The following is a 17500-nucleotide window of genomic DNA, read 5'->3' on the forward strand; positions in this document are numbered from 1 at the left end:
TTGTATCATAGTACACACCCGTTCAAAATTGATACTATAATTATACAGCAAAAAAGGTATAATTCCCTCAGATAATGAGGTATTATACCTTTTTTACATTATTTAGGAGAACTTTTTCAGTGGCCTCATTGGATACAGAAGGGGGGAGTCCGTTTTATCATCCAAAGCAGTAAAAGTACTTTGCTGGTAGGAGCACCTTACATATTGCAGGTTGCTGTGACGTCATTGAGCCAGATCTCTCAGTCACTCTTGATAACTATTAAATTAGTGCTATTTTATCACAAGACAGGCCGAATTTCTAGATTAGCATAATTTCTGCCACATTTTTGTGCTGTTTGAAATGGAATGATGCTCGATAATGGAGTAAGCTGCATTGGTAATAGCCTGAGGAAGTGTTTCGCCGGTTCCACAAATTCCATTAAAACAGACACGGGAACTTTCATTTACGGAATAAGAGAACCCTAATTCCTCTAATCTTTCAACAACCAGCATTGCGTGATTTAGATTTTCTTCCGGTTGAAAATCAGCATCATGGATAAACTTCCCTTTTTCATAATCAAACCAGCGATCCCATCTGTTTAATTTCCATCCCAGTATTCTGCGTGCAATTGCGTCTGTTTTTACCATTTACCTATCCCCTTCATTATTTTGTTATATAACACATTTGTTTTGTTATCACAATTATATAACACGATTTTCTGAATTTCTAGTACTTAGTTAAAAAACTTTCAGTACTATTAAGTGACTTAAATCACACTAAAAAGGACATGATTTTTTTATAATTAAGAGTAGTAAGGATCGAAAGGAGAATTTTTTCTATGCAAGGATGTCATGGTGGAGTGTTTGGGAATGATCCTGTCACACTTTCAGAAGGGCTAAATAAATTGGTAAGCGAGCATATCCCGCTTAGGGAAAATCTACAAACTTTATTTTCCCTTTGTCAAAAAGTCGAGGTTGAACAAGGAGCTTTATTTGGTGAATTAGTTCAGGAGGTTAAGGATTTTTCTACCAAACTTGATTATCATTCTAAACGTGAAGAAGATATTTTGTTCAGAATGATGGAGGTTTACCTTGGCAAAAACGGTGGACCTATTGCTGTAATGGAATATGAACATGAACAGGCTCACGGCTATATCAGTGAATTTTTGAAAAACGTTGAAAGCCACTCAGAATTCAGTACTGATGAAAAAATAAAAAATGCTAACCTAATTGAAAATGCTTACCATACACTAATCAGCCACTTTGGTAAAGAAGAACAGGTACTGTATCCAATGGCTGAAAGGATGTTTACAGACGAAGAAAAAGAAATTGTCAATCAGAAGGTTTCTGTAGAAAGATAATTTTCATCGAAGAGCCCGTCAATGGGTTCTTTTTATTTTATACCAATCAAACAGGCTCATTTATTTCATTATCTCGTAAAATGAAGTAAAACTTGATTATCCGGAATTTCTTTTTTCCACTATTAATTTTTAGTCCCCTTATACTGGTTAGTTCAACTAAGTTTCCAAATTCGCTGCGGATAATTTTACTTAACTAGAATTTGATACCATACTTACAATTTCTGCATCAATTGAATTCTTTCGGCAGGGTTTTAACAGCAGTTTTTAATTAGAAAAAACAATAGTTGGTGATTTCATGCACACGATTATTACTGGAACGAATGGACCTATCTATTTAGGATATCCTTCGCAAATGTTTGGCCCATGGAGCCTGCCTATCCATTATCATAGTGTTCAGTTGGGACATACCGTCTATCACCTCATCCCTAACCTTTATGGGTATCATCCAGCTTTCCCATATTTCGGCCCATATGTTCCGCTTAGTTAATGATTTTCTCCTATGCTTGGCTTACAACGGGATATAAAAAATGCACTAAGTAAATGAACCATAAAAAAGATGTAAGGCTAAATTAACTAATACCTTACATCTTTTCTATACGATGTTATCGATCCTATTAAGTTTGACTTCACGTTTTTGCCGTCTTCTTTTTAATCGGTTTGTGATTTCTTTTTCATAAAGATAATGAACAACAAAGTAGGAAATAGTTCCTAGAATTAAGCCGAAAATGGTCATTCCTATTAAGGCATGTAAACCGCCATGGAGTAAACCAATCAGTGTATGAAAGTCACCATGAAGCAATTTTTGTAGTGAAAAAGCGATATGTTCTCCGTGGGTAACCCTCATGGGGAAGATTCCTTTTCCCAGTGTTCTGGCAAATGGCAGTAACAGGACTGGCAGGAATGTTAGTTTTCCAATTACATTTCCAATAATGGAAGCTGGCAGTGATCCCCTGGACAATCGGACAATCGGAACAAATAAAATATATATGAGAGAAGCGGTTGATATCACCAGCATTTCCAACCCAAATCCAATTGCAAACCCTAATGACACCTTTCTAGCTCCTCCAGGGGAACGGAGAAGTTTCATGAAGTTTAACTTAAAAGCACGGCCGATTCGTTGAAAGACATTATATTTATGCTGTTTTGTGCTCATAAGATAACCTCCAGTTAAGAAAAGTAAAAACTTATAGGGCTAAAGGTTGAATATAGCTTAAGAGTTATGTTACATCCTTAAAATGTCCTATATACCTTAGTATATTATATTTTAATTCTGAAAACTAGCTGGATTATACTAGATTATATTGGAAAAACCCAGTAATTTTATTCCCCCATCATAATGGTTATTTCATTTTCCGCCTCAATCATTCTCCCATAGCGATAACCCTCTATTAATACATGACGTTCATGATCGCTAAGTGAACGGTTCCATTTTTTTTCTAAATAAAAAATCACTTCATTATAAAAGAGCTGAGGATATTCGAAGGGTTCTTTCATGGCTGGGCTTTCACCTTTTCATCAATTTTACCTTCCATCATATCCAAATCTATACTCTTTTATTACGTGTCCTTCACTAATAGAGACGTTTTAATAAGAAATTTACACATATTTATGAAAATATTTTGACATACTGATAAAAATAGGGTAAATTATCAAATGTACGAACAATTATTTACATAAATAATTAATCATTCGTGTTTAGGAGTGTAATTTATGGATAATGTATTTGATTACGAAGATATTCAATTGATTCCTGCAAAATCGGTGGTTAAAAGCCGCTCTGAGTGTGATACAAGTGTAACCTTTGGGGGTCATACGTTTAAATTGCCAGTTGTTCCTGCGAATATGCAGACAATCATAGATGAAAAAATTGCTATTTTCTTGGCAGAAAACGGTTACTTTTATATCATGCACCGGTTCAAACCTGAAACGCGCCTTGATTTTGTAAAAGATATGAAATCCCGTGGGTTAATTGCTTCCATCAGCGTCGGTGTAAAAGAGGGTGAATATGAATTCATTCATCAATTAGCGGAAGAGAATTTTGTTCCAGAGTATATTACTATCGATATAGCACACGGCCACTCTAATGCTGTCATCGATATGATTCATCATATTAAGTCACATTTACCTGGTACCTTTGTTATTGCCGGAAATGTAGGAACTCCAGACGCTGTGAGAGAATTGGAGAATGCCGGGGCAGACGCAACAAAAGTCGGAATCGGACCTGGTAAAGTCTGCATCACAAAAATCAAGACAGGTTTTGGTACAGGAGGCTGGCAGCTGGCTGCTTTGAGATGGTGTGCAAAAGCGGCAAGCAAGCCCATTATCGCTGACGGTGGAATTCGGACACATGGGGATATAGCTAAATCCGTCCGGTTTGGTGCTTCTATGGTCATGATTGGTTCTTTATTCGCCGGCCATGAAGAATCTCCTGGTGAAACATATGAAAAAGATGGAAAATGCTATAAAGAGTATTTCGGGTCTGCTTCAGAATTCCAAAAAGGTGAACGTAAAAATGTGGAAGGCAAGAAAATGTATGTAGATTACAAAGGCCCGCTAATTGATACTTTGATTGAGATGGAGCAGGACCTGCAATCCTCGATTTCGTATGCGGGGGGCAGAAAATTAGCAGATATTCGTAAGGTTGATTATGTCATAGTAAAGAATTCAATTTTTAATGGCGATAAAATTTATTAAAAAATGAGAGCGGGTCCTTATAGAACTCGCTCCATTTCTTTAACTCTCAAGATTGTTTTTGTTATTTTAACAGCTTATTGTGAAACTCTAATCGATCCTGCAAATTTTCTTTAATGAGAATATCAACACCCGTATTCACAAATTTGTCAACCGATTCTCCTTTTATTACTTTTAGTGCGGTTTCTACACCAATATGACCCATATCATAAGGATTTTGTGCCACAGTTGCAGATACCAATCCATCCTGAATTAATTGCGCCATATCAGGAATTCCATCTGCCCCAATAACAGGAATGGTAAGATTCTGTTCCCGTAATACTTTTATCGCAGGGATGGCAATTAGGTCATGATCTGTAATAATTCCCTTAATATCTGGATGTTTTTTTATCATCTCAAGTGTTTCCCTGCGGATTGTCTCAGGATCATCCGGCAGTTCGACTTTTTCCGCAGCTATGACGATACCGGCATTCTTTAAAACTTTTTTAGCACCAGCTATTCTTTCCCTAAAAACTAAGATGGACTGACTCCCCCCCAAAACGGCTACTTTATTTCCGGGATGAAGCTGAGAGCTCATTAATGATCCAATTTTTTCCCCTAATTCTGAGTTATCAACCCCTACATATGAGGATTTCTTTGCCAACGGCTCATTTTGATCGATTAAAATGACAGGAATCTTCTTTATCCTAGTAAACATATCCAAAACAGGGATGACGGACTCATCAATAGGAGAGACAATGACGGCATCTGGTTTTTCTTTATAAATCTCCTTTAATAACTTTTTCTGTTCTTTCGCAGATCCATCAAGCGGTGCAACCACTTTTCCTTCGACACCTAGTTCTTGAAACGCTTTTTCGGCACCGCTCTTTACAATTTCCCAATATTGTATATCCAAATTTTTTATAACAATGACGATTTTCGGCTTATTAAGTGCAAATGATGTTGAAATAAAACTCAGAATCATAAGGCTAACAACTGCAGCTAAAACGATAATGAACTTTCTTTTTTTTAGCACTGCCTCCTGCCCTCTCCTCCATTATCAGGAATCACATGGGAATCGAACTGAAAAAGTCGTCCCTTCATTCCCCGTTTCAATATCTATTTCAGCATGATGACGTTTTGCAACACTAAAGCAAATGGCTAAACCCAAGCCTGTCCCCTTTTCTTTTGTAGTGAAAAAAGGAGTCCCAATTTTCTCCATAATTTCTGAAGGAATACCCTCTCCTTGATCTTTTATTTCTAAAATGACTTTGTCCTTTTCTACAAAAGTTTTAATCGTGAGTTTTCCATTGGGTGCCATGGCATCAATTCCATTAAGTGCTACATTTAAGATAAGCTGGCGAATTTCTTTCTCGTCCAGCAATATATCCGGACATTCATTTAAATTTAATTTTACATACTTTCGAGATCTTAGTGCTTCTGCCTGAATCAACGGTGATAAGGCACCAAGGATGGTATTTAGATTTTGCTTTTTCTTCATACTGATTTTATTTTTTGCTAAATTGAGAAATTCAGATATGATAGAATTTGCCCTTGCTAATTCCTCCAGCATGATATCGATAATCTCCGAAGATACACGCTCACTGCTTTCCCTTGCAATTTGTAAAAAACCTTGGACTGTCGTCATCGGATTTCTGATTTCGTGGGCAATTCCTGCCGCCATCTCACCAATTAAATTCAAGCGGTCTAAACGGGAGAGCTGTTTTTCTAATTGCGCTTGTTCTGTCATATCCGTTAAGACGACCAACATACATGGTTTTGAGGCAATATCAATGATTTCAGTCGACAATAGTCCCTCACGAATCTCTCCAGTCTTTGTTTGATAGTGGATTTTTTTATTCAAGTTTTTTTGTTCAAGTAGAATCGGTCTCCCGGTTGCCTCATCAATAAAATGGTCTTCCTTTATTTTCTGATTGATTAATTCATGGCGTTGATAGCCAGTTAAATTCAACCAGCTGGAATTGACATCAGTAAAAATGAATTCTTCCTGGGAGCATATGGCCATAAGGCAAGGACTTGCTTCAAAGATTTTTTGAAATCTTTCTTGTAAACGGTACAGGTGGTCTGCAATTCGTTTTCGTTCTTCGATTTCCTTTTGCAGTTCCTTGTTCGCCTTTGTAAGTTCAATCGTTCTTGCCGAAACCATCCTTTCCATCATTTGTAATTGTGCCTTTTTGACTTTTTCCATTTGTTTTCTTTCTGTTATATCCCGAATGGTACAAACAAATATCTGCTGGTTTTCCACCATTGTTTGGCCGATAAGGATATCCGCATAAAAGCAGCTTTCATCCTTACGATAGGCAGTTGATTCCATTACTTTTCCAGCTGATTGCTTCATAGAAGATAACCAAGTGTGCCTGCTGTTTTCTGAGCTGCCATCATCTGGTTCTATGATTAGTAAACAAACATGTCTGCCGATTATTTCCTCTTCTTCATATCCAAACATACTTTTAACAGCCGGATTTGCAGACAAAATCGACCCATCGGCATCAAACACAATAATGGTATCTAAAATGGTTTCACCTATAGCTTTAGAGAGTGCTTCCGAACGCCTTAAATGGTAAGTAGCCTGCCCTAATTTCTTATGCAATGATTCTGTCCGTTCCTTCACCGTTTGCTGCAGGCTTTCAACATGATTTTGGTGGATTTCAACAAATTGCTCCACTTTTTTTCTTAATGTTTCAGGCTGAAATGGTTTAAAAATATAATCTATTGCACCAGCCTCATACCCTTGAAGAACATGCTCCATATTCTGACTAATCGCGGTTATAAAAATAATCGGGATATGCTTTGTTTTCTCTCGTGTCTTAATCAGCTTAGCTGTTTCAAATCCATTCAGTCCTGGCATCTGAACATCTAATAAAATGACAGCAAAATCTTGCTTCAGCATACATTTCAACGCTTCTTTTCCGGAATTTGCTCTGACCAAATGATAGTTTGGAGAAATCAAGACTGCTTCTAGTGCTAGTAGATTTTCTGGACAATCATCCACCATTAAAATATTTACCTTATTTGAGGGAGGATTATTTGATTTTTTGATAAAGTTTGTCGGATGCGTCAATTTCTCTGTAGCAGTTTCCATAGTTTGTAAACTTCATCCCCTCTCTTTTTCCCAGTCCAATAAAACCTGACAGGCTTAAACTATCATATAATAACTTGTGAACTTGATTTTGCAGATTTCTATTAAAATAAATAAATACATTTCGGCAAATAATAATATCAAATTCATTAAAAGATTGATCAGTGACTAAATTATGCTGAGCAAATACGATATTTTTTCTTAAAAAAGAATGAAAGATTACTTTTTCATCCACGGCCTTATAATACTCTGAGAAGGATCTTTTCCCTCCAGCCTCTAAGTAATTTTTCGTATAGAGCTGCATAACGTCTAATGCAAATGTAGCATTCTTCGCCTTTTCAAGAATATCATTATTAAGATCTGTGGCAAAAATCCGGCATTTCTCATAGATTCCTTCTTCATATAGAAGTATAGCCATAGAATAAGCTTCTTCACCTGAAGAACACCCAACATGCCATATTTTAATTTCAGAAAAATTCTTTACAATCGGTATGACTTTTGTCCTTATTGAGTTAAAAAAGGAAGGATCACGGAACATTTCGGTCACATTAATGGAAAAGTCGGTAAGAAGCCTTTTCATGGTTTCCGAATCACGTAAAACTTTCTCCTGAAGTGCTGATATACTTGTAAGATGTTCCTGCTGAACGCGATGTTTGATTCTCCTTTTAAGAAACGGAAAGGCATAATTTCGAAAATCATACCCATAAAAGCGAATTAATGCTTCGAGAAAAAGCTCAATTTCAATTTTTTCTATTTCCTCTAAATGCAGCCTAATTCTTTCGTCTTCGTTTAAGGTCATTACTAATTCTCCTTACGATAAAGCCATACTTGCATTAACGATAATAACTGTTCTATATTAATTGGCTTGCTGATGTAGTCTGTCGCCCCAGCCTCTAAACATTCTTCCCTGCTTCGTTTCATTGCTTTTGCAGTCAGAGCAATGATTGGTTTTTCGAAAAACTCCGGCATCCTGCGAATTTGACGCATGGCGTCGAATCCGTCCATTTCTGGCATCATGATATCCATTAATATCAAATCTGTATCCGGATTTTCCTGCAAGACCGTAATTCCTTCCCGGCCATTTTCCGCTACGATAATCTCCATTTCGTACATTTCCAGTGCTACTGTTAAAGCATATAGGTTTCGAATATCATCATCGACAATCAAGATTTTTTTGTCTTTCAAGTTAGGCATAGCTGGTTCACTAATAGGTTCTATTTTAGTATTCGGAGTATCGTAAAGACTGATGGCCGCCTCTTCCATTGCCAAGTACTTCCCATTGTGACTTTCTGACTCTAAAGGCACATACAATGTAAATGAGCTTCCTTTTCCTTTTACACTTGAAACCTCTATAAATCCATCCAATGAGTGAGCGATTTCACGGCTGATGGATAATCCTAAACCAGTACCGCCGTATTTACGGCTGGTAGTTCCATCTGCTTGTTGAAACGCTTCAAATATCACCTTCAGCTTATCTTGGTCAATACCTATACCAGTATCGACAACAGAAAACGAAAGCATTGGCTTAAACTGTGTTTTTTCTGTAGAATGGTTTTCGTAAATCTCCTTTATCACTTTCTCAATCTTTAAAAATACACTCCCGGCCTCCGTAAACTTAAACGCATTGGAAAGCAGATTTTTTAAAATTTGCTGAAGCCTCAGATCATCTGTATAGAAGATGTCAGGTAATCGATCATCCATTTCTATTGAAAATTGAATTTGTTTCTGTTCGGCAAGCGGAGAAAATTGCTTTCGGATATACTCCAGCACATCATTTAGTTCTATTTCTTTGCAATTAATATCTAATGTACCCGACTCAACTTTAGCTAAATCCAGCACATCCGTTATTAAATGAAGTAAATCTTTGCCGGAAGAATAAATGGTTCGAATATATTCCTCCTGTTTCGATGTAAGATTTCCATCCATGTTATCAGACAATATTTTTGCTAAAATTAGCAAACTATTAAGCGGCGTTCTTAATTCATGAGACATATTGGCTAAAAACTCCGATTTGTATTGTGAACTGATCTCAAGCTGCTGTGCTTTCTCTTCAAGCGCTCCCCTGACTTTTTCAATTTCTTCGTTTTTATGTTTTAAGGTATCGTACTGTTCTTCTAATTTTTCATTTGTTGTTCTAAGTTCTTCTTGCTGCAGCTGAAGCTCTTCTGATTGAACTTGGAGTTCTTCTGTTAAGGTCTGGGATTCCTGCAATAATTTTTCTACCTTAATATGATTTAAAATTTGGTTGATTTTGATTCCTATGTTATCTACTGCCGCTTCAAACAGTTTTAACTGTAATGGATTATAGGTCTCCAATGAGGCTATCTCAATTACGGCAAGGACCTCATCGACACCTTTAACTGGTAAAATGATAATATTTTTTGGCAGGCTTGCACCCATGCCTGAACCTATTTTAAAATAGTCAGCGGGTACATCGTTCAGTATGATGGGACGCTTTTCTAAGGCACATTGCCCGACTAAGCTTTCACCAAACCGATACCTTCTATGATTATCCGAATCATTTAGAACTGCATAAGAAGAAATCTTTTTAAAATAATGCTCTCCTTCTTCTAATTCTTTCAAATAAAAGATCCCGCTGCTGGCTCCTGCCATGGGTACGAGATTTGTTATAAATAAATCTGCCAATTCTTGAACACTTTCGACTTCCGGATAAATTGTTGCGATTTCTGCTATTTTTCCATTCAGCCAGCTCTCAGCTTCCGCCGCTTCCTTTAAATCCTTTTCTCTGAAACTATGCTTTTCAAGAGCATCCGCCATTTTGTTAAAAGCTGCTGCAATTTCTCCCAATTCCCCTTTCGCCGATAGATTAATTCGCGGCATGGATTCAAAATCAGAGGTGGTTGCCTGTTTCATAACAGATGTCACCTTATTTAAATTAATCGTCAAGCTTCGAATAATCCAGAATGTAAACCCAACTCCTATTAACAGGGCAATCGCTAGATAGACATAAATCATTGTGACCGCCCAATTATAAGTATCCTTTGTCCGGAAAAGTTCATTTTTCAATGTCTGCTTTTCCAATACACATAATAGGTCGGCAATTTGTATCATTCTTTGCCTGTTGATTTCTGCATTTTTCCAATAAGAAGCCGGAAATTCCACTTGTTTATTTCGATTTTTGGCTGCTAAAGCTTCATCACCCAGATTCTGATAAGTTTGATAAAGCGTTCTGTACGTTGCAATTAACTCTTGAGCTTTCTCGGTTTTATCTCTCTGTTCAAGAGATTCCATTGCTTTTTGCAATTTCATTTGTGAATCTTCCCAATCATCCTCTGCGTTTATATGAATTTCATCATTTCGATCCGATGCCATCAACCCAAGTTCTAAACCAATTTGGGAAGTTTCATTTTTCATTACTGCTGCCATTTCAATTCTTTCATTTAAATCATTTACCACTTCGTTCATTTTTACTGTCGTTTGTTCAAGCATATTTAATAATATTACAGCAATAATCAGAATAAATAGCCATAAAAACCCGATACTCATATACAGTTTGGTTTTAAATTTCATATTTCCTCCATATCGCGGTTACCGTGTTTAAATCGTTAATACTAGTAACGATGAAATCTTCAAATTTATCTGTAAACTACTATATTTTACTTTAATTAATTTATTTTCGTCCAGATAATATTTTAATCTTTGACATAATTAAGAAAAGGGAAAATCTTAAAAGACATTTTTTATGTAGAGACTGTCTATTCGGAGACTGATTTTCTGCGGCCGCATACAATTTACATAGGACGCAGAAAATGTGTATTTATCTGTCAGAGAAAATAGTGGATTTGATTAAAAAACTTTATCCTTATTCATTGCTTCCCACTTTGCCACTTCATAGCGATCCTTTGAAGTAATTACTTACCTTAACATCTCAATTGATTTCATAACATCTTTATGTGGAATAGATCCTGCAGGACAACCGGTTGACTCCAACTTTTTTCCGGAGATGAAGCAGCATAGTATCTGCGGGTATGCTCCCCTATTCAAAAAACATCCTATCCTGCCTCAACAGCAATAATGATTTCCTAAAACTTCCCCTTAACCGCTCACCATGCCTGATCACTTTGCCGTTTCGAGTATCCGGTGTTTCAACAAATGCAGTCAAACATTTTTCTATTTAACTTATCCTGCTACGAATAAAACCAATTACATTTTTACCATTTTAACATTATTTTCATTTCGCACCAGTAAATCATGTAGTGATTTGAAATCAAAAAACTTATATGTAACCAAACTGTAATACGAACCTATCATTCTTGTAATACTAACCATTTGTTCAGGCTCATAGAAATAGGAATTATACAAGAGTTAAAACTAGGAGGAAAGGATATTGAAAAAACTCATTTTAGCGCTTACATTAGTAATATCGATACTATTAACTTCCCCTGTATTTGCCTACACCGTTAAAACAGGTGATACCATGTCAAAGATTGCTAGAGAGAATCATTTGACATTGGAAGATTTAGCGAAAATGAATCCGCAAATAAAAAATCTTGATTTGATATATGTTGGTCAAACTGTACATATACTAGAAAAAGAGGCAGAAAAAGCGAGGCCAAAACCAGAAATAATTGTGGGATATTCACAATCTGAGTTGGAACTTTTAGCTAGATTAGTAAGGGCTGAGGCAGAAGACGAACCATATCAAGGAAAAATCGCTGTTGCCTGTGTTGTCCTTAATAGAGTTGCAAGTTCCAAGTTTCCGAACACAATTAAAGAGGTGATTTATCAAAAAAGTCAGTTCCAGCCAGTTCAAAATGGACAAATTAATAAGCCTGCAAATGGTGATTCCATTAATGCTGTAAAGGATGCGTTAAAAGAAAAACGGAATATTGCAGGCAATTCTTTATTCTTTTACAATCCCGCCATCGCTGAAAACAGATGGCTTGATTCAAGAGCAACCACACTCGTTATCGGCAGACATGTTTTTAAAAACTAGCCACTGATATTGTTCAGAAAAGGTGATTAAAATGATGGACATGACATTTAAAGCTTATGCAGTCTCGAATGAAATTGATTTAAACAAGATTGCAGTTCATTGCGGCATCCCTAAAAAATTTACATGGGAACAGCCATTAATTTTGAGAAGTAAAATTCTCTCCTCTACCCTGGAAAAAAATATAGACCAGTTGCAAATGGTGTTGATTTTTTCCTTTGGCAGTATCGTTTTTATTAACTTCTCACACCATGATGAAATTCAAACCTTTTTGAAATATATCCATTCCTTTGAACCTGATATAGACCTGAAAAATAAAGACAGGTTTACAGATGATTACAGTCTTCATGTACAGGAAACGGAAACAATTGAACTCACGGATGAATATGTTGTGGTACCGGAATTTGAGAATTTTTATCCCGAATTAATTTCAACCGTCATTGCGAAATCAGTCGCTTTGGAAAAAACGGAAGAGCAGCTAGGGAAAATTCATGACAAGCTTGAAACCATGATTGACCGGCTGGAACGTGGAAATCTGAGGATTGGCAATAAGGAACTGGCTAGAACAACGGCCAAAATCGTCCGCCACGAATATAACACTCTCGCTTACATTATGATTTTGGACAAACCTGATATTACATGGACAAGCAGCCCTGCCAATGATTTTTACGACCAAATGACGGAATTTTTCGAACTGAATGACCGTTATAAAATTTTAAAAAGTAAAACCGACATTTTATACAATATTATGGATGGATTCTCCACGATCAGCCACTCCATCCGAGGATTATTTGTGGAATGGATTATTGTGATTTTGATTGCCTTTGAAATTGGGTTAACCATTTTGCAAATCTTGGGATGGATTCCTTGAAAAAAACATTCAAAACTTATTATTTGTTTTTACACTACCTTAAAATAACGATATTGCCTGCCAAGGTAAGAATGGAGATAAATTTACTTGCCAGTAATAGATAGCTGATTGTTTGATAATCGGTTGGGATATGCGGCAGTTTAACAAAGGCGATGACAAACAGAATACTAAACAGGGAGAATGGAAAACGTATGTTAAATCCCTTGGGAGTAATAATCAACCCTTTTTCATCATCATGCTTTGGGATCGTAACGAACACATAGCCCATCACTAATAGTAAAAAGCACGCTAATATTATGATGGCTAGTTCAATGCTCATTTGAAAAGCCTCCATCATCTTCATTGTTCATGACGCAGGGACTTTCAGATTATTTGGATGGAAAAACATTTAGCAGATATTTCCAACTGTATACCATTTTATCTCCAAATAGATATTCAAAACACCTCCTGCTTAAGGTAATAGTTGTCTGATTTTATCATTTATTCTATCAAATCTTATGATAGACTAGAAATATGGTAAACAAATAAACAATAAGGGTGATCAAATTTGAACCAGCGAATCGTACTATCCTGGAGCGGCGGAAAGGATTGCTGTATGGCCCTGCATACTTTAGTAGAACAGGGTTATGAAGTAGTATCATTGGTGACAACCGCACCGAAAGAATTGGGAAGAACCTTTGGGCATGGTGAACGGACAGAGATGATCCGCTTACAAGGAGAAGCCCTTTCCATTCCGGTTCATGTTATTGAATGCACGTTTGAAAGCTATACCGACCAATTTGTTGAGGCACTGCAATTTTTAAAACAAAAATATCAAATTTCAGGAATTGCTTATGGCGACCTGTATTTAGACGAGCATCGCGAATGGGGTGAAAAAACAGCTGCAGCTGCCAATATTGATGCAATCTACCCTCTTTGGGCCACAAAAGAATCCACTCTTGGATTGCTCGAAGACTTTGTCAATTCGGGTTATCAAGCGATTGTAATCCGTGTACGTGATGATGTTTTAAATGAATCATGGCTTGGTAGAATGATAGATAACCATTTTGTGGAGGATATACAAGAAACCACCAGCTGCCCAATGGGTGAATCAGGCGAGTATCATACATATGTCTTCGACGGGCCGCTATTTTCAAAAAAGATCCAGTTAGAACTAGGAGAACCAATCCAGCTCGAAACCACAAAAAAATTGGAATTTAAAAGCTCCCAGTTAATATAATAATTTTGTCCTTCATCATGATTATGAAGGACATTTTTTTACTTTATCAAAATCCCTGAATTATTTATAAATTTTTTCAAAAATATGAAAACGATACCAATCCTTTTAGCAAGCCGAATTGATTTGAATTAAATTTATTTTTTGAAAAAAATAATTTTCCCACTATTGAGTTTATTAAAATATTATTCTATAATACTTTCAATACAAAAATATTTATAAAGAAGGGGATCACCATGAGAACTTTAGAACGTGTCAGTCAATTTGCTGGCAGTACGTTTGCCATCTGGGTACTATTATTTGCCTTTCTATCATTCTTTGCACCATCAGGCTTTACCTGGATTGCCCCGCATATTAATTTATTGTTAGGAATTGTTATGTTCGGAATGGGACTGACATTATCCACGAGTGATTTTAAAGAAGTATTAAAACGGCCGAAAGATGTAGCAATTGGTGTTGTTGGGCAATTTTTGATTATGCCCGGTATCGCTTTTCTCCTTGCAAAAGGTTTACATCTTCCAGCTGAAATTGCTGTTGGGGTTATTTTAGTAGGCTGCTGCCCTGGAGGGACATCATCAAACGTAATGACATTCTTGGCTAAAGGTGATGTGCCATTAAGTGTTACCATTACATCATGTACAACCATTCTTGCACCGATTGTAACGCCGGCATTGATTTTATTGCTTGCAAGTCAATGGATTCCAGTTGATCCAAGCAGTTTATTCGTTTCTATTCTTCAAATTGTTATCGTACCAATTGTGCTTGGAGTCGTTATCAAGAGATTATTTAATAAACAAGCGGAGGCAAGCGTAAAGGTACTGCCCCTTGTTTCCATTATCGCGATTGTTGCCATTGTGACAGCTGTTGTTTCTGTAAACCAACAAAACATCGCTAAAACTGGACTTCTAATCTTTGCAGTTGTTATATTACACAATATACTAGGATATTTAATCGGATACTTCTTTGGAAAATTATTTAAGATGGATCTTTCCAAGAAAAAAGCTGTTGCCATTGAGGTTGGTATGCAAAACTCTGGGTTGGGTGCCGCTCTTGCAGCTGCTAACTTCTCACCACTATCTGCCGTACCAAGCGCGATTTTCAGTGTATGGCATAATATTTCCGGTCCGATCCTGGCAACCATTTTTAACCGGATGAAAGATAAAAAAGCAACTACTTTAAAAACAGAACAAACGATAACAAAATAGAATAAAAACAGACACACCTTTGGTAATATGTGCCAAAGGTGTGTTTTTTAATTCAATTGCCTTACGGAACCGTCAAGTACGGACCACCAAGGAACTCCTTGTGCGCGTGCCACATTTTGATTCAATAAAAATCTGGTAATAAGTGTCTGTACCCGCCCATCATTCAAGAAGAGCGCGTGCATTGCAAGATTACTCCACTTTTTCTTAACAGCAAGTGTTAACACCTTTTCACTGTAAAAGGCCGCACTATCTAATGGGACCACCCCATCTCCATCGCCGTTTGCATCTGGAGAATCAAAATGAAAGAAATTTTTTGCTCTGCCGTCCGGGCTAACAGGCTTAACAATGACTTTCTTTTTCGTTTCTTCACCTTCGCCAGCTAAAATTAAAATTCTTTTTCTAATTTCTTCAGGAAGGGACTCCAGATTAAGCATTGCCGGGTCATGTTTACTCCAAAAGGTTTTAATATGTTGGATCCTGTTTAGAAACATTCCCAGATCATCATCCCCAATATTGGACTGCCAATGGTCTGGATTGAATAAATCAAATTCTGCTCCATTTTCAAAGACAATCGCATTCTTGTAAGTGGGACACAATTCAAAAACAGATGGAAAAGTACGAGCAATTTTTCTAAATTCATCATTAGAATTAAAAAGCGGGAACTTCAAACCACCTTCCCCTGCTGCTAACGAAACTAATGCCCTGACCGCTCCTTTAAAGGGACAGGAGGCTAAAACAGCATGTTCAATCACCTCATAATTGCCCTGCAATTGTTTTAAATAACAGCTAAAAACCATTGCACCGAGACTATGAGCGATAAAATTAAAAGAATTGACAGCTAGTTTCTCCTTCAAATAATCAATATAAGCAGCTAAAAGCTTGGCCGTTTCTGCTGACGATTTTCTCCAGTCATACCCAAAAATATAAACAGGAGATTTTATCTTATGTTCCAATACAGAAATGGCTTCCCGATATGGTAAATCCTCAATATCGCTTCGTTCAATGATGGTTCTTGGACTGACCTCAAAACGTGGGTCCTGCTTTAATGCGAGGTCATAAATCGTTTCATATTTACTTTGGATTCCTGACCAAATCGTATCAAAATTTAAAGTATTAGAATTAACGAGCTTAGTTCCTTGAATTCCCGGTATTAGAATAGTGACGGCAGCCATTTCCATTACCTCCTGCTTATGGCAAAGTTTATTCCCCCTATTCAAGATCATATATCTTATGTGGGTATCAATTTGGTGTTTCCTATTATTATAGTTTACATTACTGGGATTGTATTTATATCCCCTTAGTTTCCATCATGAAATATATTATTCAACCGGATTCTTTATGAGGTGATGCAGGTTGCCCGTAACTAATGGCTTTCATCAGTAAACAATTTAACGTTTTTCAATCATTATCTGTGAGAAGAGGTTTTATTAAAGGATATGAAAGCACGCAGGAAATGACATTATCGGAACAAATGCCCTGCCACAGGCACAATTACAAGATGATGGAATAGTTAATATCAAAAGAAAAAGTTCAGTTACAAGAACTGAACTTTTTCTTAAATTAGGTTTCCTTCCTTACTTCCCCCTGATTATCTGTCCCAGTTTTAAACAAATTTTTCGAAACCATATTTAGTTTATTCACAAAACGATTGAATCCAAATCCCACAAAAAACGCTATACTAATCGGGGCATAGGGTGTGTCTCCATAATCGGTAAACTCTATTAATAAGATTCCGCTTTGAATTAACATGACTGCCACGACAGCTGTACCGGTTGCAAAAATCGGAAAGAAAATGTACATAATCCACTTGCGGTAATCCGTTAATTCCCCATCCATGTAGTGACAGCAAAACATGTAAAGATGCCTTAAGGAACCGCCAATAGCACCGGCAAAAAAATAATAAAGGAAAATTTTAATGTCAGAAACAAAAGGGAGTACGTTTTCGATCATTCCTGTCCAAAGCAGCCCAATGGCTATAAAACTTCCGAAAAATAAAAAAGAAAGATATGTGAGAATGAATGCCTTTAACCATCTATGCATTGAAACACCCCCATAAAGAATAATTTATCTTATGTGTGGGTGTTATTGTTGTTGACATTTTTTCATCAGTTTACATAATATTATTATAATAAAAACAAAAGAAT

General features: G+C 36.6%; 17 protein-coding genes and 1 riboswitch. Of the genes, 7 read left to right on the forward strand and 10 right to left on the reverse strand.

The genetic code is table 11. The annotated features are described in order from the left end of the window. Nucleotides 1-151: 151 nt before the first annotated feature. Nucleotides 152-259: riboswitch (SAM riboswitch) on the reverse strand. A gap of 44 nt (nt 260-303) precedes the next feature. Further along, nucleotides 304-627 carry a BC1872 family protein gene (locus M3183_RS23850; protein WP_251473733.1) on the reverse strand — a complete coding sequence of 108 codons (324 nt, stop codon included), beginning with the start codon at nt 625-627 and terminating at the stop codon, nt 304-306. 191 nt (nt 628-818) lie between these two features. Between M3183_RS23850 and M3183_RS23855 the strand changes: the two genes are divergently transcribed. Together M3183_RS23855 and M3183_RS23860 are read left to right on the forward strand one after the other, a co-directional pair. Next, nucleotides 819-1340 carry a hemerythrin domain-containing protein gene (locus M3183_RS23855; RefSeq protein ID WP_251473735.1) on the forward strand — a complete coding sequence of 174 codons (522 nt, stop codon included), beginning with the start codon at nt 819-821 and terminating at the stop codon, nt 1338-1340. A gap of 295 nt (nt 1341-1635) precedes the next feature. Continuing rightward, nucleotides 1636-1827, forward strand: coding sequence for a hypothetical protein (locus M3183_RS23860; protein ID WP_251473736.1), 192 nt, complete (start codon nt 1636-1638; stop codon nt 1825-1827). Nucleotides 1828-1932: 105 nt separating this feature from the next. On the opposite strand, the gene M3183_RS23865 is transcribed toward M3183_RS23860, so the two are convergent. Continuing rightward, on the reverse strand, nt 1933-2493 hold the full coding sequence (locus M3183_RS23865; RefSeq protein ID WP_251473737.1) for a DUF2062 domain-containing protein: 561 nt from the start codon (nt 2491-2493) through the stop codon (nt 1933-1935). Nucleotides 2494-2660: 167 nt separating this feature from the next. After that, nucleotides 2661-2834 (reverse strand): hypothetical protein, encoded by a 174-nt coding sequence (locus M3183_RS23870; protein WP_251473739.1) that lies wholly within the window; start codon nt 2832-2834, stop codon nt 2661-2663. 216 nt (nt 2835-3050) lie between these two features. Between M3183_RS23870 and guaC the strand changes: the two genes are divergently transcribed. Further along, a complete protein-coding gene (guaC, locus tag M3183_RS23875) occupies nt 3051-4034 on the forward strand; it encodes a GMP reductase (protein WP_251473741.1) in 984 nt (327 codons plus the stop codon). Between the two features lie 61 nt (nt 4035-4095). Here guaC and M3183_RS23880 read toward each other — a convergent pair whose 3' ends face one another. Genes M3183_RS23880 through M3183_RS23895 form a run of 4 tightly spaced genes read right to left on the reverse strand, consistent with a single transcriptional unit; the run spans nt 4096 to nt 10641 of the window. Next, entirely contained in the window at nt 4096-5046 is a 951-nt protein-coding gene (locus M3183_RS23880) for a sugar ABC transporter substrate-binding protein (RefSeq protein ID WP_251473743.1), read from the reverse strand. 24 nt (nt 5047-5070) lie between these two features. Further along, entirely contained in the window at nt 5071-7113 is a 2043-nt protein-coding gene (locus M3183_RS23885) for a PAS domain S-box protein (protein ID WP_251473745.1), read from the reverse strand. After that, the gene (locus M3183_RS23890; RefSeq protein ID WP_251473747.1) at nt 7055-7909 is read right to left on the reverse strand and encodes a CheR family methyltransferase; all 855 of its coding nucleotides are present in this window, start codon (nt 7907-7909) and stop codon (nt 7055-7057) included. The genes M3183_RS23885 and M3183_RS23890 overlap by 59 nt, the downstream gene beginning before the upstream one ends. 2 nt (nt 7910-7911) lie before the next feature. Further along, a complete protein-coding gene (locus M3183_RS23895) occupies nt 7912-10641 on the reverse strand; it encodes a response regulator (protein ID WP_251473749.1) in 2730 nt (909 codons plus the stop codon). 817 nt (nt 10642-11458) lie between these two features. Here M3183_RS23895 and M3183_RS23900 point away from each other — a divergent pair. Both M3183_RS23900 and M3183_RS23905 read left to right on the forward strand, forming a co-directional pair. Then, nucleotides 11459-12067, forward strand: a complete 609-nt coding sequence (locus tag M3183_RS23900) for a cell wall hydrolase (RefSeq protein WP_251473751.1) — start codon at nt 11459-11461, stop codon at nt 12065-12067. Nucleotides 12068-12098: 31 nt separating this feature from the next. Beyond that, a complete protein-coding gene (locus M3183_RS23905; RefSeq protein WP_251473754.1) occupies nt 12099-12935 on the forward strand; it encodes an RMD1 family protein in 837 nt (278 codons plus the stop codon). 34 nt (nt 12936-12969) lie between these two features. On the opposite strand, the gene M3183_RS23910 is transcribed toward M3183_RS23905, so the two are convergent. Beyond that, nucleotides 12970-13254, reverse strand: a complete 285-nt coding sequence (locus M3183_RS23910; RefSeq protein WP_251473756.1) for a hypothetical protein — start codon at nt 13252-13254, stop codon at nt 12970-12972. Nucleotides 13255-13482: 228 nt separating this feature from the next. Between M3183_RS23910 and M3183_RS23915 the strand changes: the two genes are divergently transcribed. After that, the gene (locus tag M3183_RS23915; protein WP_251473759.1) at nt 13483-14154 is read left to right on the forward strand and encodes a Dph6-related ATP pyrophosphatase; all 672 of its coding nucleotides are present in this window, start codon (nt 13483-13485) and stop codon (nt 14152-14154) included. A 233-nt stretch (nt 14155-14387) separates the two neighbouring features. Beyond that, nucleotides 14388-15356 (forward strand): bile acid:sodium symporter family protein, encoded by a 969-nt coding sequence (locus M3183_RS23920; protein ID WP_251473761.1) that lies wholly within the window; start codon nt 14388-14390, stop codon nt 15354-15356. 47 nt (nt 15357-15403) lie between these two features. Here the strand turns inward: M3183_RS23920 and M3183_RS23925 are convergent, their stop codons facing one another. Then, nucleotides 15404-16528, reverse strand: a complete 1125-nt coding sequence (locus tag M3183_RS23925) for a lipase/acyltransferase domain-containing protein (protein ID WP_251473763.1) — start codon at nt 16526-16528, stop codon at nt 15404-15406. A 388-nt stretch (nt 16529-16916) separates the two neighbouring features. Next, a complete protein-coding gene (locus M3183_RS23930) occupies nt 16917-17396 on the reverse strand; it encodes a hypothetical protein (protein WP_251473765.1) in 480 nt (159 codons plus the stop codon). Nucleotides 17397-17500: the final 104 nt, after the last annotated feature.

Origin of the sequence: Neobacillus mesonae, from assembly GCF_023715155.1 — a bacterium.
Taxonomy (GTDB): Bacteria; Bacillota; Bacilli; order Bacillales; family Cytobacillaceae; genus Neobacillus; species Neobacillus mesonae_A.